This is a genomic window from Brevundimonas sp. AVps31 (assembly GCF_058681355.1).
On sequence record NZ_CM178736.1, the window covers coordinates 1,420,232 to 1,439,225 of the forward strand.

An 18,994-nucleotide genomic window follows, 5' to 3' on the forward strand; every position below is an offset into this window, starting at 1 on the left:
CGGGCCGGAGAGGCTTTGACCAGACGCGGGTCGGCGTTAGGAACGCGCTCATGACCCGTATCGCTGTCCTGACCCCCGATCCCGCTGATCCGTCCTACGCCGGCCAGTGGCCCGGGGTGCTGGAGCGGCTGTCGCAGGCGCTGGCCGCTGCAGACGTGACCGTCGAGCCGACGCCGTGGACCGACCACATTACCGACGCCTCGGGCCTGACCGGCTATCCGCTGGTCCTGCCGGTGATCGTCTGGGGCTATCACCGCGATCATCAACGGTGGATTCAGGCCTGTCGGACGTGGGAGGCGGCAGGGGTGCGGATGCGCAATCCGGCGGCGGTGATCGGCTGGAACTCGGACAAGAGCTACCTCGGACGACTGGCCGACAAGGGCGTGGCCGTGCCCGACACCGTCTGGGTCGACGGGGTGACGCAGGCCGATGTGGAGGCCGCCTTCGACCGCTTCGGAACCGACGTGGTGGTGGTCAAGCCGCGCGTGTCCGGCGGGGCGTGGAAGACGCTGCGGCTGGCCAGGGGCGAGACCATGGAGGGCGCGCCGGAGGGACCGGCGATGATCCAGCCCTATCTGCCGTCCATCGAGACGGAAGGGGAGACCAGCCTGCTGTTCTTCGGCGGCAAGCTGAGCCATGTGGTCAACAAGCGGCCGGTCAACGGCGACTTCCGCATCCAGGTGCAGTTCGGCGGCCAGTATGTCGCCCTGCCGGAACCGCCCGAGGGCGCCCTGGCCCTGGCCCAGGCGACGCTGGCGGCGATCGGCGAGGACCTGCTCTACGCCCGGATCGACATGGCGCGGGCGCCCGATGGAGGCTGGCGGCTGATGGAGGCCGAACTGATCGAGCCGGACTTCTATCTGGGTTCCGCGCCGGCCGGCGGGCGCAATTTCGCCGAGGCCGTGCGGGCCGTACTCGACGCCTGATCAGGCGCGGCGCGCGAAGGCCGCGATACGGGCCTCGGCCGCGCGGATGGGCGCGGGCCGGTGATCGTTGCTGACCTGGAACCGGCCGACCCGATCGGACAGGGTCGCGGCCTCGCGGCTGAGGTTCAGGCTGGCGGCGGTCGATTCCTCGACCATCGCGGCGTTCTGTTGCGTGACCTGATCCATGTCGTTCACCGCCATGTTGACCTGGGCGAGGCCGGAGGCCTGTTCCTCGGTCGAGGCGCGGATCTCGCCCATGAGCTCGGTGATCTCGCCGATCCGGCCGACGATGCCGTGCAGGGCCTCGCCGGACTGGCGCACCAGAACCACGCCGCCCTTCACCTGGGCCCCACTGGCCGAGATCAGGGTCTTGATCTCCCGGGCCGAGTCGGCCGACCGCTGGGCCAGAGACCGGACTTCCGACGCCACGACCGCGAAGCCGCGACCCGCGTCCCCGGCGCGCGCGGCCTCGACCCCGGCGTTGAGGGCCAGAAGGTTGGTCTGGAAGGCGATCTCGTCGATCACGCCGATGATCTGGCTGATCTGGTCGGACGAGCGTTCGATCTGACCCATGGCCGCGACGGCGCGCTGGACGACCTCGCCGCCGATTTCCGCCTGACCGCGCGCCTGGCCGACGACGACGTCGGCGGACCGGGCGTTCTCGGCGGTCTTCTTCACCGTGGCGGTGATCTGGTCGAGGGCGGCGGCGGTCTCTTCGAGGCTGGCGGCCTGACGTTCGGTGCGACGCGACAGATCCTCGGCCGCGTGGCTGATTTCGTGCGCGCCCGACTGCATGGCGCCCGCGTTGCTGCGGATCACGTCCATGGCGTCGTCCATGGCCGCCATGGCGTGGTTGAAATTCTCGCGCAGGGGACCGTAGCGACCGGGGAAGTCGCTGGTGATGCGATACGACAGATCGCCCGCCGCCATGGCGGCGAGACCCCGTCCCGTGTTTTCGACCACGGCGGTCTGGATTTCGGCGGCCTGACGGTCGGCCTCGGCGCGGCGCTCGCGCTCCAGTTCGGCGGCGGTGACGTCGGTGGCGAACTTCACGACCTTGTAGGGCTTCCCCGCGGCATCGAGGATCGGGTTGTAGGACGCCTCGATCACGACGCGCGCGCCGCCCTTGCCGTAGCGCACGAATTTGTCGGCGAAGAACTCGCCGGCGTTCAGACGGCGCCAGAAGGCCTTGTACTCGGGGCTCGCGGCCTCGGCGGGATCCATGAACAGGCTGTGGTGACGCCCCCGGACTTCGTCCAGCGCATAGCCGACGACAGCCAGGAAGTTGGCATTGGCGGTGCGGATGGCGCCGTCGAGTTCGAACTCGATGACGGCCTGGGACCGATCCACGGCGGCGAGCATGGCGCGCAGCTCGCCGTGCTCCGCCGCGTCAATGGCGGGGCGGATCCGGAAAAGGGATTTCATCACGCGGAACTTCACCAGGTTTGTACTGGCCCGAAGTCTGACCGAAATTCGTTACGGGACGGCGCCGCTCCGCTTGGCGAGAACAACTATCCAACCTTGGCGTTCTGTCGACGGCCAGCGCCTGACGCGACTGGACCGTCGGTCGGTGTGGCCGCTTCGCCTGGAGCTATCGTATGCAAACTCTGCTTTCGGCGGGGCTGTCGCCCTGTCGGGCCCTTCAGTTGAAGATTGCGTTCGCGATCCAGTTGACGGCGCGGCGCTGGAGAGTGGCCACCGCAGCCGCCCCTGTGGGCCTGGCGGCCGGCAGCGATTTGAGAATGACCGCCCTGTACTACATCGATGCGGCGCCCAAGGGTCTGACCCAGACCGAACTGGCTGATCTACTTCAGATTTCCGGCCCCAGCATGAGCCGTCAGCTGGACAAGCTGGAGGCGCTCGGCCTGGTGAGCCGGCGGCGCCTGCTCGGCGATGGCCGGGTCAAGTTGATCTTCCTCGAGCCGGCGGGTCGCCGGGCGCTGGTTCGGCTCGATGAGGAGGTTTCCGCCCTGCGCGAGCGGTTGTTTGACGGAATCCCCGAAGCCGACATGGCGGTCGTCAGTCGCGTGATGGACACTCTCAGCCTCAGGCTGGCCGGGGAGATCGGCGCCCTGCCGAAACAACCCTAGGCCGCCTCACCCAGGGCCTGAAGCCCCGCGCGGGAGGGGCAGAGGTCGCTGATCACGCAGGCGCTGCATCTCGGCTTGCGCGCCGTGCAGGTGTAGCGGCCGTGCAGGATCAGCCAGTGGTGCGCCTTGGGCAGCCAGTCGTCAGGGACGATGCGGTGCAGCTGGGCCTCGACCTTGTCGGGCGTGGCCGCGTTGGCGAGGCCGAGACGATGGGAGACGCGGAAGACGTGGGTGTCGACCGCGATGGCGGGCTCGACGCCCAGTTCGTTCAGCACCACGCTGGCGGTCTTTCGCCCGACGCCGGGCAGGGCCTGCAGGGCCTCACGGGTCAGCGGGACCTCGCCGCCGTGCTGTTCCAGCACGATGCGGCTGAGGGCGATGACGTTGCGCGCCTTGCCCCGATAGAGGCCGATGGAGGCGATGTACGGGATCAGTCCCTCCTCCCCCAGCGCCAGCATCTTCGCCGGGGTGTCGGCGACCCTGAACAGTTTGTCCGTGGCCTTGTTGACCCCGACGTCGGTGGCCTGGGCCGACAGGGCGACGGCGACGACAAAGGTGAACGGGTCGGAATAGTTCAGCTCGGTCTTCGGGTCGGGCATGACCGCCGCCAGACGTTCGAAGATGGTCTCGACCCGGTCCTCGTCGGGCGGCCAGCGCAGCAGCGGAATGGCCGCGCCGGTCATGACGGCGGGGCGTTTGGCGGCGGGTTTCTTGCGGGGCCTGACGGGCGGCTTCATGCCTCTTCGTCGCCGGGCCGGGGGCCGGGATCAAGGCCCAAGGCCGCCATCGCCTCGCGCGCCGCGCGTTCGCCCTCCATCCAGGCGCCGTGGGCCGTGCCGTAAAAGGCTTCGGCGGTGGCTTCGCCGGCCAGAAAGATGCGGTTCTCGACCGGAGCCTTGAGTGTTTTCCGGTCGCCCGCGTGGCCCGGCAGGGCGTGGGAGTAGGCGCCGTGGGACCACGGATCGGCGCCCCACATCGTGGCCACGATCGGGGCCAGCCGCCTGCGCATGTCCGAACCCAGCAGGTGGACCAGCTCCTCGACGGCGAAGGCGTAGAAGCCCTCCTGGCCTTCCGCCTCCAGCCCGCGCGCCAGATCGGCGCCGTAGTAGCCCTCGATCATGGGACGGCCGAACGGGCGCAGGTGGTAGCCGCCCGTGTCGCCGGTGTCGCGACGGCCCCACAGCTGGCTGTCGGCCGGGAAGTCTCCGGCGCTGCGGACCGTCATATGCATCTTCGACGCCAGCCCCAGCGGCACACAGGTCGCCGCCTCCATGAGGGCGGGCAGGGGCGGATCGAACTTCAGCGTCTCGCGCGCGATCAGGTCGGTCGGGACGGTGACGATGACCGTGCGCGCCTCGATCATCCCCCGGTCCGTGGTCAGTTTCAGAACCGGACCCGAGCGGTCGATCCTGCGGACCGGGCAGTCGGTGACCACCGGGACGGGGCGGCCCAGGGTCTCGATCAGACGGCCATACCCCTCGCGCACCCGATAGTTCACCCCGGTATCCCGGTAGGCGTCGTAATCGAGGATGGAGACCTCGGCGAAGCGCGCGCCGTTCAGGGCGCCGGAGATGGCGTCCATCCGCCCGTTCCAGCGGCAGTCCGGCTCCAGCAGGGTCGAGGCGGCCGCCTCCTGACCCCGCGCGGCGGCCTCGGAAATCCGTTCGTCGAAGGCGGCGAAGGCGGCGGCGAACTCGGCCTGTTCGGCGGCGGTGGTCTCGTGGTTGAAGGCCTGATTCCGCCAGGGCGGCGGGGTCTGGTCCAGCGTCAGGCCCGCCGGTTCGACCTTCGGGACCAGCAGGTTCTCATCGGCCGAATGCAGCCAGCCGCAGCCCATGTCGAGGCCTTCGCCCTCGAACCGGACCGTCCAGGCGCGCCCGCCGATCCGGTCCCGGGCCTCCAGCACGGCCACGGTCAGGGGAAGTCCCGACAGGGCGCGCGCGGCGGCCAGACCGGCGGCGCCGGCGCCGACGATCACGACATCTACGGACGCGGGAAGGATCACTGTCACCTCAGGCTTAACGCGGCGAAACATGACGTGTTGCGGCGCCGAAACAAGTCGGTTGATTTCTGGACATTTGTGTCCATTTATGCGGCGCTCCTTCCCAACGCCCCTGTTTTCGAGTTCCGACATGGCTCTCAGTCCCGCCGTCAAGAAACGCCTGCCGCTCGTTGTCGCCGGTATCGTGGGCCTGGGCCTGATCGCCGGCGGGGTCGTCTGGTGGCAGGGCAAGCAGCGCTGGGAAGCCACAGACAACGCCTTCGTCCAAGCCGACACCACGGAAGTCAGTCCGCAGATCGACGGCTATGTCGTCGAGGTGCTGGTGGCCGACAACCAGCGGGTCGAGGCCGGCCAGGTGCTGATCCGTCTGGATGACGCCGACGCCAAGGCCAATCTGATGCAGGCGCAGGCCAATCTGGCCGCGCTGGAAGCCGGGGTGACCAATGTGGACGCCCGCGCCGAGCAGGAACAGGCCCTGATCGCCAGCCGCGCCGCCTCGGTGGCCCAGGCCCAGGCGCAGGCCGATCTGGCCCGCCAGCAGGTCAATCGCTACGGCAAACTGGCCGAGCAGGGCTGGGTGTCCCAGCAACGCATCGAAAGCGAACAGGCGGGCGTGCGCACGGCGCAGGCCAGTGTCGCCGAGGCCCAGGCCGCCCTGGTGGCCGAACAGCGCACCGCCGGCGTTCTGGGCACCAGCCGTCAGCAGTCGGTCGCCTCGGTCGAACAGGCCCGGGCTCTGGTCGACAAGGCGCAGATCGCGCTGGACCGCACCGTGATCCGCGCCCCCGTCTCGGGCGTGATCGGCGCGCGCGGCGTGCGGGTGGGCCAGTACGTCCGTCCGGGCGGAACCATCCTGTCGATCGTGCCGCTGGGCGACACCTATGTGGTCGCCAACTTCAAGGAGACCCAGCTGGATCGCCTGCGCCTGGGTCAGCAGGTCGAGATCAAGGCTGACGCCTTCAAGGGCGAGGCGCTGACCGGTCACATCGACAGCTTCGCTCCGGCCACCGGTTCGGAGTTCGCCCTGATCCCGGTCGAGAACGCCACCGGCAACTTCACCAAGATCACCCAGCGCATCCCGGTCCGCATCCGCGTGGATCGCCGCGCCGGCGCCGCCCTGCGCCCCGGCCTGTCCGTCGAGGTCAAGGTCGATCTGAAGAGCGAGGGCGGGCTGACCTTCGCCGAGTCCGCCGCCGCGCCGATCCAGACCGCCCAATCGACCGCCGCCCAGACGACGACAGCCCAGTGAAGTCTCCCCTCATGGGGAAGGTTGAACCATGACGTCCCAATCCGTCACGCCCGGCGCGATCCCGGCCCCACCCCCGGGCCAGACTCCGGGTCAGACCGGCGCCGCCGAGTCCCAGATCAACTGGACGATCCTGCTGCTGGGCTTCGCCGGCATGGTGATCGGCCAGTTCATGGCCATTCTGGACATCCAGATCGTCGCCTCCTCCCTGCCGCAGATCCAGGCGGGCGTCGGGGCCTCAGCGGATGAGATCAGCTGGATCCAGACCGCCTATCTGATCCCCGAGGTCGTGATGATCCCCCTGTCGGGCTATCTGTCGCGGCTGTGGGGGACGCAGCGCGTCTTCCTGCTGTCCTGCACCGGCTTCATCCTGATGAGCGTCGCCGTCGGCCTGTCCGGGTCGGTCGAGCAGATGATCTTCTTCCGGGCCATCCAGGGCTTTGTCGGCGGGGCCATGATCCCGACGGTGTTCGCCGTGGCCTTCACCGCCTTCCCCCCCGCCCAGCGGGTGACGGCCAGCGTCATCATGGGGCTGATCGTGACCCTGGCGCCGACCATCGGGCCGACGCTGGGCGGCCATCTGACCGAGCAGCTCAGCTGGCGCTGGCTGTTCTTCATCAACGTCCCGCCGGGGATTCTGGTGCTGTTCCTGGTCAGCCGCTACGCCAATTTCGACAAGGGCGACCCGTCACTATCCAGCGGCTTCGACTGGTGGGGGCTGGGCCTGATGGCCACCTTCCTGATGAGCCTGCAGTTCGTGCTGGAGGAGGGGGCCAAGAACGACTGGTTCGCCGATGACCACATCCTGCTGCTGGCGGTGGTGACGGCGGTGACCGGGCCGGCCTTCATCTGGCGGACGCTGACCTACTACAATCCGATCGTGGAGCTGCGGGCGTTCAAAAACCGGAACTTCCTTGTCGGCGTGGTGATGACCTTCACCGTCGGTCTGGCCCTGTTCGGGGGCACCTTCCTGCTGCCGTTGTTCCTGGGCCGGGTGCGCCACTATTCGGCGGCCGAGGTCGGGACGACGATGGTGGTGTCGGGCCTCGCCATGTTCGCCACCGGTCCGTTCGCGGGCCGACTGGTGCGAGCGGTCGATCCGCGCATCCTGATGTTCGGCGGCTTCATGATGTGCGCCTGGGGCATGTGGGACGCCCACGCCGTCACTGACGAATGGGGCTTCTGGGAATTCGCCGGGGTGCAGGCCCTGCGCGGCGTCGGCGTGATGATCGCCATGATCGCCTCCCAGCAGGTGACCATGTCCACCCTGCCGCCGCATATGGTGAAGAACGCGTCCGGTCTGGTGAATCTGTTCCGCAACGTCGGCGGCGCGGTGGGGCTGGCCCTGCTGAACACCTCGCTGACGAGCAACACCGCCCTGCACATGAGCGAGCTGACGCAGAACATCCAGAACACCAATGCGGGCATGCAGGGCATGCTGGCCGGAATGCAGGAGCGGTTCGCCGCCTCCGCTGATCCCGCCGGGGCCGCGATGAAGGCGGTCTATGGCATGCTGCAGCTGCAGGCGACGACCCTGGCCTTCGGCGACGCCTTCGCCATGCTGGCCATCGGTTGCGCCTTCGCGGCCTTCGTGACCCTGCTGGCCAAGCCCGTGAAACAGACGCCGGGCGCGCCGCCCGTCGCCTCGGACGCTCACTGATGCCGCGCGTCGCCGGACAGGTCGACGAGACCAAGACCGAGGCCATCCTCGAGGCCGCGCTGGTGCTGTTCGCCGAAAAGGGCGCGGCGGTCTCGATGGAGGCCATCGCGCGCAAGGCCGGGGTGTCGCGCCAGACCCTGTACAATCGCTTTCCGTCCAAGGTGGAGATGGGCCGGGCGCTGGCGGCCCGCCGGTCCGATGCGATCAGCGCGCCGCTGCGCTCGGGCGGCGATCCGGAGACAGTGCTGACCGCCATGGCCACCGCCCTGCTGGAAAAGATCTGCACCCATGACGGACGCGGGTCGATGCGGGGCGTGGCGTTGATGTCGCCGCATGCGCCGGACGTGGCCCTGGCCATCTATGACGCCGGTCCGGCGGAGGGGCTCCGTCGTCTGGCGGCCTGGCTGAAGGATCAGGACGCCCGGGGCCTGCTGGTCGTGCCCGACGCCACGGCCGCGGCCGAGATGTTCGCCGGCATGACCTTGGGGCACGGCCATCTGCGCGGGATCCTGGGCGTGCCGCAGCCGGCGTTCGATATTTCCGCGAGGGCGCGCGAGACGGCGCGCCGGTTCCTGAGGGCCTTCGCGCCGGAATGACGCGGGCGGGCGATGGGTGTAGACCGCGCCAGTCCCCCCAAGTCGTGAGCCCGTCCCATGCTGATCCATCTGTCGTCCTGGCCCGAGATCGATGCGCGGTTGAAGACCGTGAAGACGGTGGTCGTGCCCATCGGCTCGAACGAGCAGCACGGGCCGACCGGCCTGCTGGGCACCGACTGGCTCTGCCCCGAGATCATCGCCCACGCCGCCGAGCGGGCGGATGAGCAGCTGGTGGTCGCCCCGACCTTCAACATCGGCATGGCCCAGCACCATCTGGCCTTCGCGGGCACGATCAGCCTGCGCCCCTCCACCTTCATGGCGGCGATCACCGACTGGGTGATGTCGCTGCAGCGGCACGGCTTCGAGCGGATATATTTCCTCAACGGCCACGGCGGCAATGTCGCCACCATCGAGGCGACGTTCGCCGAGATCTATGCCGATTGGAGCTTCGCCGAGGAGCGCCCGCCCTTCGTGCTGAAGCTGAAGAACTGGTGGGACCTGCCGGGGGTGCACGGCCTGTGCAATCGCCTGTTCCCCGTCGGCCACGGCATGCACGCCACCCCGTCCGAGATCGCGGTGACCCAGGCGGCCTATCCGGACCGCATCAAGACGGCCGACTACAGCCCGAAGATCGCGCCGAGCGGCCCGATCCGCGACGCGCTGGACTATCGCGCCCGCTTCCCTGACGGCCGCATCGGCTCCGATCCGGTGCTCGCCAGCCCCGAGCATGGCCAGACCATCATCGACGCGGCGGTCCCGGCCCTGCTGAAGGACGTGGCGGACTTCTCGAACGAAGTGTTGCCCTAGCCTCCGGCGAAGCGCACGGTCCCTCGCATGAGCCCCATCGACGAAGCCGCCCGCGCCGCCCGCGCCGGACAGGAACTGCTGCAAGCCTCGGGCGACGTCATCGCCCGGCGGCTGAACATCGTCGTCGACGCCCTGCGCGATCCGTCCAAGGCGGACATGACCGAACTGGCCCTGATGGGGTCGGAGAAGCTGGAGGCCATGAACGCCTCCGCCCGCATCGGCATGACCGGCGCCATGGCGCTGGCGCAGACGGCGCAGACGACGGCCGCGCGCGAGACAGCGGCGGCCGGCCAGGCCTTTGACGCCGTGATGAAGTCGACCAGCCCGGTCGAGGCCATGACCGCGCAGGGTCTTTGGGCGGCCAACGCCTGGACCCGTTCGATGCAGGACAGCTGGGCCATGGGGACGGCGATGCTGAAGCTGCAGACCGACGCCCTCCAGCCGATCCATGCCGCCGCGACCGCCAACGCCCGACGCCTCAAGCGCTAGGGAACCGGCGACCCCGCCACGCCTTCCCTCTGCGTCACTGCAACGGAGGCCGACATGGCTGAAGATCCGAACAAGACCGACCCGCACCCCGGCATGATGGGCGACGGCACCGAAGAGCAGAACCTCAACCAGCCCGGCGATCCGTCGAAACGGATCACCGAGGATGAGGTGGACGAGGCCTTCGGCGGCGAAGACTCCAAGGACGCCTGAGACTACCTGAACGGCGGCTCGTCGAAGGCGCGCAGCTTGCGGGAATGCAGGCGGTTGCCTTCGGCGCGCAGCAGGTCGACGGCCTGGATGCCGATCTGCAGGTGCTCCGAGATGGAGCCCTCATAGAAGCGGTTGGCCTGACCCGGCAGCTTGATCTCGCCGTGCAAAGGCTTGTCCGACACGCACAGCAAGGTCCCGTAGGGCACCCGGAAACGATAGCCCTGGGCCGCGATCGTGGCGCTTTCCATGTCGATGGCGACCGCGCGGCTCTGGTTGAAGCGCAGGGCCGATTTCGAATAGCGCAGCTCCCAGTTCCGGTCGTCGGTCGTGACGACGGTGCCGGTGCGCAGACGCTTCTTCACCTCTTCACCAGGCGCGCCCGAGACCATCTTGGCGGCGTCATAGAGGGCGCGTTGCACCTCGGCGATCGACGGGATGGGGATGTCCGGCGGCAGGACCGCGTCCAGCACGTGATCCTCGCGCAGATAGGCGTGGGCCAGCACATAGTCGCCGATGGTCTGGGACGGACGCAGGCCGCCACAGTGGCCGATCATCATCCAGGCATGCGGACGGGTCACGGCCAGGTGGTCGCAGATGGTCTTGGCGTTGGACGGGCCGACGCCGATGTTGACCAGGGTGATCCCGTTCCAGCCCGGCGCCGTCAGGTGATAGGCCGGCATCTGGTGCTTCTTCCAGGCGGCGTCGGCGACGACGGCCTCCGGGTTCGGCGTATCGCGCGTGACCACCACCCCGCCCGAGGTGGAGAAGGTCTCGTAGATGCTGTCCGGATCCTTGATCTGCTCAAGCGCCCAACGGACGAACTCGTCGACGTAGCGGTTGTAGTTGGTGAACAGGATGTAGTTCTGGACGTCCTCGACCGGGGTGCCGGTGTAGTGGCGCAGGCGGGCCAGCGAGAAGTCGGTGCGCAGGCCGTCGAACTGGGCCAGCGGGAATTCCTCGTTCGAGTCCCACAGACCGTCCGAGATTTCATCGCCGATATGGGCCAGGTCGGTGGTCGGGAAATAGCGGGCGATCGCCGCCGTCATCGTGGCGTCCAGCACCACGTCCGAGCCGTCCAGCACATAGGGGAAGGGGATTTCCTGCGTCGACGGGACGACGTCGAAGGTCGCGCCGTAGTCGGCCTCCAGCAGGCCCAGCTGCTCCAGCAGATAGGGTCGGTAGAGGTCCGGGCGGGTGATGGTGGTCGAATAGACGCCCTGCCGCGACAGGCGGGCATAGGCGCGGTTGGCCAGGTTGAGCGGCCGATCGCCGAACCAGCTGATGCGCAGTTCAGGGTAGGAGAAGATGCCCTTGGCCCGCGCCTCGGCGTCGGGACGCTCGCCCGTGGCGAGGAAGGTCTTCACGGCGTCGCGAAGATTGGCGACGGATTGGGTGTAGAGGGTCTCGAGACGGTCCAGCGCCGCCTCAGCCGTCATTTGGGCTGTGTTCGTGTTTGTCATGACCTCCCCTAGCGGAAGATCGTGACCTTGGCGAGACGGTGGCGCTTGCTGCCGGTGGAATGCGCCGATCGGCGGCTCTAGCCCAGGACGCCGTGGAAGAAGCCGACCACGTCCTCCAGCACCGGGGCCTTCTTGCGGAACAGGGGCGAGAAGGTCGCGATCAGATCTTCGTGGGACAGGTTGGGATAGAGCTTCGCTTCGCACCGTCCGCCGACGGCGCGCATGCGGTCGCACAGGATGGTGGTGTCCTCGGCGTGGACGACCTTGTCCGTCGTGCCGTGTCCGGCCCAGATCGGCGGGGCGTCGGCGCGGACGAAGGACACCGGCTGGGTCAGGGTCAGGTCCGGCGCGCGATTGAAGGCGTTGACCGAGGCCGGGGTGTCCAGCGGCAGGAAGTCGTAAGGACCCGCCAGACCCGCAGCGGCCTTGATCAGATCCGGCGCCTCGACCGCCGCCATATAGCGCCGGTCCAGCGTGATCATCATGGCCAGATGGGCCCCGGCCGAGTGGCCCAGCACGCCCAGGCGATCGGGGTCTCCGCCGTACTGGCCGGCGATCCGCCCCGCCATGGCCGTGGCCGCCGCCGCATCCTCGATGAAGGCGGGGAAGTGGACGTCTGGGACGAGGCGATAATCGGGGACCACGACCACGAAGCCGCGCGCGGCCAAGGCTTGGGCCGCCCAGCCGTACAGGTCCTTGTCGCCCGCGTACCAGCCGCCGCCGTAGAAGAAGACCAGCACCGGACGCGGCGCCGGCGCCGGGGTGGTCGGAGCCCAGACGTCCAGCGTCTGCCGGTCGTCGGGCCCGTAGTGGAGATTGTGCGCGGCCCGTCGGACGCCGCCGTCGCGCGGCCCCAGCCCGTTCAGCAGGCCGAGGGGAGAGCAGGCGGCGGCCAGGGCGCCGAGGGTCGGGACGATAAAGCCGCGTCGGGTCATGCGCCAGATACGCACGAAGGGGCTGTCCGGACCAAGGCGCCGGCTCCTATCGCGCCGAAGAAATCAGCGCGCCGCAGTTGGCGTCTTCGGCCAGACCCGGATCGACGAACGGCAGCAGGGCGACCAGCGGATTGATGACGGCGCCGAGAATGCCGGCCAGGCCCGCCTGGGCCACGACCGACCCGGTGTCGATGCCGACGCGCGGAGCGGTCAGCGGACCCTGGACGACGATGGGCGACCACAGGCGGATCAGCCGGGCCTCCTTCGTCTCGCCGTCGATGCGCAGGTTCATGGTCTCGGCGCCCAGGTCGATCACTCCCGCGCCCTGGGCCAGCACCGGGGTGGTGTCCACGACGAAGGTCTGCGCCGTGGCCTTGCCCGAAGCGACGCGGAAGTCGGCGACCGCGCAACGGATTTCCACATCCGAGTCGTCGCCGCCCAGCAGGCGGAACAGACCGGCGCTGGCGTTGATGCCCAGCAGTTCGGCGAAGGCGGCGCGCATCCGGCCCTGCGGCACGACGACGGTGATCTGGCCCTTGGAGGCGGCGGCGAAATCGTGGATCGAGGCGCCGGAGCCTTCCAGCTGGGCCCGGCCCAGCGCGCTGCCGGTCACGGTCGGCGCGCCGCCGCGGGCGGGAATGATGGACTCCAGCGGATAGCCGCGCAGGCGGAAGTCGACGGTGCTGTAGGGCACGTCGCGCTTGGCGTTGATCCTGGCCGTGCCGCGCAGTTCGCCGCGATTGAAGGTGAAGGCGACGGGATCGAGGTTCAGGATGGCCTTGTCCAGTTCGGCGCCGAGCTCGACCTTGCGGATGTCGAGCTCGTTCCGCTTCACCTGAGCGGCGGTGTATTTCAGCGAGCCGTCCATGGTCCGCAGGCGCCCCACGGCCAAGGGGGCGTCGGGAAGCAGCCGCCCGGGCTGGCCCGAGGTCACGACGGTATTTCCGGCCGGGGTCACCGTCGGGGTGCCGCCCAGCACGGAGGCCAGGTCTTCGATGTCCAGCAGGCGGGAATGCATCACCGCGTCCACCCGCAGGCGATTATCGATCCTGTCCACCACCAGATCGCCCGACAGGTCGGACGAGCCGACGCGACCGCTGAAGGCGTTGAAGCTGAATTTGGAGTCGTCGCGCGTCAAACGCCCGGAGAGGCGATAGGGCGGGGTGTTCGGGGTGGTGATGCCGGTCAGCAGATAGAGATCTGCCAGATCGCGGCCCTGCAGGCTGAGCGTCGCCTGGAACTGGCCGAGGTCGAAGGGGCGGGTGATCGAGCCGCGGGCCTCGAGCCGGGAGCCCACGCCCGCCAGCGTCGCCTGGAAACCATAGGGATGGTTGCGGCGAATATTGATGAACGGACCGCCCTGTATGGCCAGTGTCAGCGGCGTGCCGTTGACCGTGCCCTCGCCGTTCAGATTGAAGCCCGCCTTGCCGTCCGACCCTTCGCGGGCGCTGATGGTCGCTTCCAGCTTGATGTTGCGGCCCTGCTCATCCAGCGAAAGCGTGCCGTCGCGGATGATGAGCTGGTTGATCGGCGGCAGTTTCAGCCCCTCGCCGTCGTCCGGCGCATCGGGGTTCAGCTCCCAGCTTTGACGCCCGTCCTCGGTGGCGATCAGGACCACTTCCGGTCGGGTGATGGCCACCAGCGGCATCTCGAGGCGGCCCGCGAACAGGGGGCGCAGACGCACGGAGGCCTGCAGATCGGCGATCCGCAGGGTGTCCTTTTCGCGCGCCCAGCCTGGGCCGCCGACGCGGATGCTGCGGATCCGGGCCGAGGGGGTCCAGCTGAACAGCTTCACGTCCAGGTCGCCGTTCAGCTCGATCTGGCGATCATATTTCGCCGACGCCCAGCGACCGATCGGGCCGCGCAGCATGTTCCAGTCGAACAGGGCCAGAAACAGGACCACCGCCAGGATCAGGATCAGGGTGATCGTGGCCGCCGTCTTTTCCGCCGGGCCGGGTTTCTTCACCGCCGCGACGAAGGGATCGTTGTCCCGCCAGTCGCGGAACCGGGCGCCGGCGGGGACCAGGGCGCGGTCGCGGAAAGCGATCCAGTTCGGATGGTCTTTCAAGGGGTTGGGCAAGCGGGCGGCTCCGTCGAAGCCTGCACAACGCGCGAGCGCATGAAAAAGGCTCAGGTACACGCACTGATCGACCCATCCGTCTGATAGCCGACATGGAAAAGGGCGCCCCCGCCGGGAGCGCCCCTTCTGTAACTGAAGCCTGCGATCAGGTCGCGGGCTTCAGATATTTGTCCAGCCAGCCGAACACCTCGTTGTGCCACTGCACGCTGTTGGCGGGCTTCAGCACCCAGTGGTTTTCGTTCGGGAAGAACAGCAGGCGGCTGTCGATGCCGCGACGCTGCAGCGCCGTGAAGGTCGACAGGCCCTGCGAGGTCGGGATGCGGTAGTCGAGGTCGCCCTGAACCACCAGCATCGGGTCACGCCAGTTGGCGACGTGGTTGACCGGGTTGAAGGCCTCGTAGCCTTGCGGGTTCTCATAGGGGGTGCCGCCGTATTCCCACTCGGTGAACCACAGCTCCTCGGTGCCGTAGCCCATGCCGCGCACGTCGAAGACGCCGTCGTGGTTGACCAGGCATTTGAACTCGCCCGGCCAGTTGCCCGCGATCCAGTTGATCATATAGCCGCCGTAGGAGGCGCCGAGCGCGCAGGCGTTGTCGCCGTCCAGGAAGCTGTATTTCGACTGCGCCGCGGCCCAGCCCTTTTGCAGGTCCTCGAAGGGACGGTCGCCCCAGTGCTGGCTGATCGAGTCGGTGAAGGCCTGGCCGTAGCCGGTCGAGCCGTGGAAATCGATCATCACGACGGCATAGCCGGCGCCCGCATAGGTCCCGGGGTTCCAGCGGTAAGACCAGCCGTTGCCGAACGAGCCCTGCGGCCCGCCGTGGATCAGGAAGGCGACCGGGTATTTCTGGCCCTCGACATAGTTGGCCGGCTTGATGACGTAGCCGTGCACCGTCTCATTGTTCCAGCCCGGGAAGTCGAACTGCTCGGCCTCGCCGAAGGCCAGGGCGTCCAGCTGCGGGTTCACATTGGTGATGCGCGCGGGCATTTCGCGCCCGCGGAAGGTCTTCACGAACAGCTCGCTGGGGCGGGTCAGGCTGTCCTGGGCGAAGACGAAGCCCGAGGGCGTCTGCTGGAAGGCCGAGACGTGGCCTTCGCCGGTCAGCGGGATCACCGTGCCGCGACGGACGTCGATGCTGAACAGACGGGTCTGACCGACGTCGCCGGCGGTGGTGTAGAGGGTGCGGCCGTCACGCGACCATTGCAGGCTGTCGGCCGAGCGATCCCAATCGGCGGCGATCTGGCGGGTTTCACCGGTGGCCACGTCCCGCAGGAAGATCGCGTACTTGTCCGCCTCGAAGCCAGGGCGGGCCATGGCGCGGTAGGCCAGGGTCCTGCCGTCCGGCGAATAGACCGGGCCCGTGTCCCAGGCGTCATTGGCGTCGGTCAGGTTGGTCAGCTGGCCGGGCGCCGAGATCGCGACCTGATACAGGTCGAAATTGGTGCTCCACGGCTCCGACTTGCCGGCCTCGCGGGCCGAGAAGACGACGCCCTGGTTGTCCGGGGTGAAGGTGAACTCGCTCTCGTCGCCGAACGGCTTGGAGGGGGTGTCGCCGTCGAACCCGCGCGTGACGTGGACCGGCTGGCCCGAGCCGTCGACGTTCAGGACGAACAGGTGGTTCTGGGTGTGGTCGTTCCAGGTGTCCCAGTGGCGCACGAACATGCGGTCATAGGTCTGGCCGGTCGCGGGATCGTCGGTCACGGCCTTGTTGCGATCCACCGTGCAGGCCAGATCGGCGCAGTCGGGGAAGACGGCCAGCGACACCGCGACCTTCGAGGCGTCGGGGCTGAGGCGGTAGGCGTTCACGTCCAGCGGCAGGTTGGTCACCTGAACCGGAGCCGTGCCGTCGGCCTCCGCGCGCCAGACCTGGCTGGATCCGGAGCGACCCGAGAGGAAGTACAGCTTGCCGTCCGACCCCCAGCGCGCGGTGTTGGCGCCGCCCTCGTTGATGGCCAGTCGACGGCCCTCGCCCGGGGCCTGCAGGTCCATGACGAACAGGGCGCCCGCACGGCGGTTGGCGGCCACGTCGGTGGTGGTCACCGAATAGACGACCCAGCGGCCGTCCGGCGACACCTGCGGGTCGCCCAGCCGGTTGGCCGAGATCATGGCGTTGTAGTCGAAAGCCTGTCGGGCCTGCGCCGGAGCCTCCGCCGGGGCGGGCGCGACGGCGGGCGCCTCGGCCAGGGCGGGGACGGCGGTCGCCAGCGCGATGGCGGCGACGGCGCACGAAAGCAGGGAACGGTGACGCATGGACGGTTTCCTCATGTCTGCGGCCGCTGGCGTAGCACCGCCGTCCGCGAGGTGAAAGCGGCTGCGCCGGGCCTCACTCAGCCGTGTAGTGCCCGGTCCAGTCGAGGATTTCCTGCTGCCAGTCGACCCAGTTGCGCGGTTTCAGCACCCAGTGGTTCTCGTCCGGCACGTGGACGAAGCGGCTTTCGATGCCGCGATGCTGAAGCGCGGAGAAGGTCCCCAGCCCCTGTTCGACCGGCACCCGGAAGTCGCGGGAGCCGTGCAGCACCAGCATCGGCTTCGACCAGTCACCGACGTAGGTGTTGGGACTGAACTGGCGATAGAGGTCCGGCTTCTCCCACGACATGCCGCCGAACTCGGTGCTGAAATTGCCGATGTCCATGGCGTTCATCAGCTGGCCGACGTCGAACACGCCCGCATGGTTGACCAGACAGGCCCAGGGCCCGTTCCAGCGTCCCGCGATCAGGTTGACCATATAGCCGCCGTAGGAGGCGCCCAGCGCACAGGCGCGGTCGCCGTCCATCCAGCCGTTGCGCTCCAGCGCGGTGGCCCAGCCCTTCTGCAGGTCTTCCAGCGGGCGGTCGCCCCAGTGGTCGTTGATGGCGTCGGTGAAGGCCTGGCCGAAGCCGGGCGAGCCGTGGAAATTGACCATCACCACGCCGTACCCGGCGCCGGTGTAGACCTGCGGGTTCCAGCGGTAGCTCCAGCCGTCCGTCCACGGTGATTTCGGCCCGCCGTGGATCAGATAGACCACAGGATAGCGGCGGCCCTCGACATAGCCCGCGGGCTTGAAGGTCCAGCCCTGCACCGGTTCACCGTTCCAGCCTGGGAAGCTGAAGGTCTCGCCGGCGGGCAGGGCGGTCCCCGCCAGAAGGTCGGTGTTATGACGGGTCAGGGGTGTCAGGCCTGCGCGGCCCGCCTCGACGATCCGGGAGGGCGCGGTGAAGGTTTCGTGGGCCAGAACCAGCCGCTCGCCGACGGCGTCATAGCCGGACACGGTCCCCTGATCGGTCAAGGCGCGCACCGCGCCGGAGCGGGCGTCGATCTCGAACAGCTTCTGCTGGCCGTTCTCGGCGGCCAGGGCATGGAGGGCGCGTCCATCAGGCCGCCAGCGCAGGCCGGCCGCGCCCCGGTCCCAGTCGGCGGCGACCGGCCGGGCGTTGGAGCCGTCCGCGTCGGCGATCATCAGCACCGGCTGGTCGCCGAAGATGTTCTCGCGCCGACCGGCCAGCCAGGCGAGCCGGCGTCCGTCGGGGGAGAAGACGGGGTTAAAGTCCGGGGCGCTGTTGGCCTGCGTCAGATTCACCGGCGTCCCGCCCGCGACGGCCACCGTCCAGACGTCGGTGTTGTTGGTCAGGGCCTCGGTCCGGCCCTGGGTCTGGGTCTGGAAGGCCAGGGTCCGGCCATCGGGCGACAGGTTGAACTCGCTCTCATCGCCCTGCGGCCGCGAGGGAGCGTCGGCGTCCATCCCGGCCATGAGGTCGCGGGGGTTAGACGCGATCAGGCCCGAGCCGTTCAGGTCGAGCGCGAACAGGTGGCTGCGGCGTCCGTCGTTCCAGCTGTCCCACGGCCGCAGCGGCAGCCGGTCATAGGCGCGAACGGTCGATCCCGGCGCCGCCTGCGCCTTCAGCCGGTCGCGGGTGCAGTTCAGGTCGGGACAGTCGAGAAAGATCGGCAGGGCCACAATCAGGGTCCTGCCGTCGGCCGACAGGCGGAAGGCGGTGACGTCCACCGGCAGGCTGGTCACCTGGGTCGCCGCCTGACCGTCCCGGTCGGTGCGCCAGATCTGCCTGGAGCCGCCGCGGGTCGACAGGAAGTAGACGCTGTTTCCATCCGGCGCCCATCGGCCCGAGGCCGCGCCGCCGTCAGACGCCGCCAGCCGTCGCGGGCTTCCGTCCGCCTCGACCACCCAGAGCGCCGTGACGCCGCGGTTGCCCGCCCAGTCGGTGGTGCGGACGGTGTAGAGAAGGCGGCGGCTGTCCGGCGACAGGCGGGGATCGGACACGCGCTCCGTCATCGCCAGCTGGCCGGTGCTGAGCCCGCCCGCCCCGGTGGGGCGGGTCGAGGGCGGGGCGTCGGCGCTTGCAGGGACGGGCGCGGGCGTCTGGGCGGTCGCCGGAGCCCCGCCGAGGGTCAGGGCCAGCATCGCCGCGCCCGCCAGAAGTCCGTGCCTGATCGTCATGTCCCGCCCTCCTGAAGCAGTCCAAGACCTAACACGCTTCCGGCCCGCGCCAAGCCGCTTGCC

General features: G+C 68.9%; 16 protein-coding genes. 8 read left to right on the forward strand and 8 right to left on the reverse strand.

Features of this window, described 5'->3' with window-relative positions:
* Window positions 1-50 precede the first annotated feature (50 nt).
* A complete protein-coding gene (locus ACW174_RS06800; RefSeq protein WP_492016888.1) occupies window positions 51-926 on the forward strand; it encodes an ATP-grasp domain-containing protein in 876 nt (291 codons plus the stop codon).
* On the opposite strand, the gene ACW174_RS06805 is transcribed toward ACW174_RS06800, so the two are convergent.
* Complete coding sequence (locus ACW174_RS06805; RefSeq protein WP_492017248.1) at window positions 927-2,351, reverse strand: methyl-accepting chemotaxis protein; 1,425 nt, start codon at window positions 2,349-2,351, stop codon at window positions 927-929.
* Between the two features lie 173 nt (window positions 2,352-2,524).
* Between ACW174_RS06805 and ACW174_RS06810 the strand changes: the two genes are divergently transcribed.
* Entirely contained in the window at window positions 2,525-3,016 is a 492-nt protein-coding gene (locus tag ACW174_RS06810; protein WP_492016889.1) for a MarR family winged helix-turn-helix transcriptional regulator, read from the forward strand.
* Here ACW174_RS06810 and nth read toward each other — a convergent pair.
* Complete coding sequence (gene nth, locus ACW174_RS06815; RefSeq protein WP_492016890.1) at window positions 3,013-3,753, reverse strand: endonuclease III; 741 nt, start codon at window positions 3,751-3,753, stop codon at window positions 3,013-3,015. The genes ACW174_RS06810 and nth overlap by 4 nt on opposite strands.
* Complete coding sequence (locus tag ACW174_RS06820; protein ID WP_492016891.1) at window positions 3,750-5,021, reverse strand: flavin monoamine oxidase family protein; 1,272 nt, start codon at window positions 5,019-5,021, stop codon at window positions 3,750-3,752. The genes nth and ACW174_RS06820 overlap by 4 nt, the downstream gene beginning before the upstream one ends.
* A gap of 127 nt (window positions 5,022-5,148) precedes the next feature.
* Between ACW174_RS06820 and ACW174_RS06825 the strand changes: the two genes are divergently transcribed.
* From ACW174_RS06825 to ACW174_RS06850, 6 genes are read left to right on the forward strand one after another with little or no spacing between them, the layout of a single operon-like run.
* On the forward strand, window positions 5,149-6,267 hold the full coding sequence (locus ACW174_RS06825) for an HlyD family secretion protein (RefSeq protein ID WP_492016892.1): 1,119 nt from the start codon (window positions 5,149-5,151) through the stop codon (window positions 6,265-6,267).
* A gap of 28 nt (window positions 6,268-6,295) precedes the next feature.
* A complete protein-coding gene (locus ACW174_RS06830) occupies window positions 6,296-7,924 on the forward strand; it encodes a DHA2 family efflux MFS transporter permease subunit (protein ID WP_492016893.1) in 1,629 nt (542 codons plus the stop codon).
* The gene (locus tag ACW174_RS06835; RefSeq protein WP_492016894.1) at window positions 7,924-8,520 is read left to right on the forward strand and encodes a TetR/AcrR family transcriptional regulator; all 597 of its coding nucleotides are present in this window, start codon (window positions 7,924-7,926) and stop codon (window positions 8,518-8,520) included. Before ACW174_RS06830 ends, ACW174_RS06835 begins: the two co-directional genes overlap by 1 nt.
* Window positions 8,521-8,577: 57 nt before the next feature.
* Entirely contained in the window at window positions 8,578-9,327 is a 750-nt protein-coding gene (locus tag ACW174_RS06840) for a creatininase family protein (protein WP_492016895.1), read from the forward strand.
* 27 nt (window positions 9,328-9,354) lie between these two features.
* The gene (locus ACW174_RS06845; RefSeq protein ID WP_492016896.1) at window positions 9,355-9,816 is read left to right on the forward strand and encodes a phasin family protein; all 462 of its coding nucleotides are present in this window, start codon (window positions 9,355-9,357) and stop codon (window positions 9,814-9,816) included.
* Window positions 9,817-9,870: 54 nt separating this feature from the next.
* Window positions 9,871-10,026, forward strand: coding sequence for a hypothetical protein (locus tag ACW174_RS06850; RefSeq protein WP_492016897.1), 156 nt, complete (start codon window positions 9,871-9,873; stop codon window positions 10,024-10,026).
* 2 nt (window positions 10,027-10,028) lie between these two features.
* On the opposite strand, the gene ACW174_RS06855 is transcribed toward ACW174_RS06850, so the two are convergent.
* The 5 genes from ACW174_RS06855 to ACW174_RS06875 form a co-directional block, all read right to left on the reverse strand.
* Entirely contained in the window at window positions 10,029-11,462 is a 1,434-nt protein-coding gene (locus ACW174_RS06855; protein WP_492016898.1) for an AMP nucleosidase, read from the reverse strand.
* A 101-nt stretch (window positions 11,463-11,563) separates the two neighbouring features.
* The gene (locus ACW174_RS06860; protein WP_492016899.1) at window positions 11,564-12,436 is read right to left on the reverse strand and encodes an alpha/beta hydrolase; all 873 of its coding nucleotides are present in this window, start codon (window positions 12,434-12,436) and stop codon (window positions 11,564-11,566) included.
* A gap of 31 nt (window positions 12,437-12,467) precedes the next feature.
* Window positions 12,468-14,501, reverse strand: coding sequence for an AsmA family protein (locus ACW174_RS06865; RefSeq protein ID WP_492016900.1), 2,034 nt, complete (start codon window positions 14,499-14,501; stop codon window positions 12,468-12,470).
* Between the two features lie 145 nt (window positions 14,502-14,646).
* Window positions 14,647-16,749, reverse strand: a complete 2,103-nt coding sequence (locus ACW174_RS06870; protein WP_492016901.1) for a S9 family peptidase — start codon at window positions 16,747-16,749, stop codon at window positions 14,647-14,649.
* A 73-nt stretch (window positions 16,750-16,822) separates the two neighbouring features.
* Window positions 16,823-18,931 carry a dipeptidyl-peptidase 5 gene (locus tag ACW174_RS06875; RefSeq protein WP_492016902.1) on the reverse strand — a complete coding sequence of 703 codons (2,109 nt, stop codon included), beginning with the start codon at window positions 18,929-18,931 and terminating at the stop codon, window positions 16,823-16,825.
* Window positions 18,932-18,994: the final 63 nt, after the last annotated feature.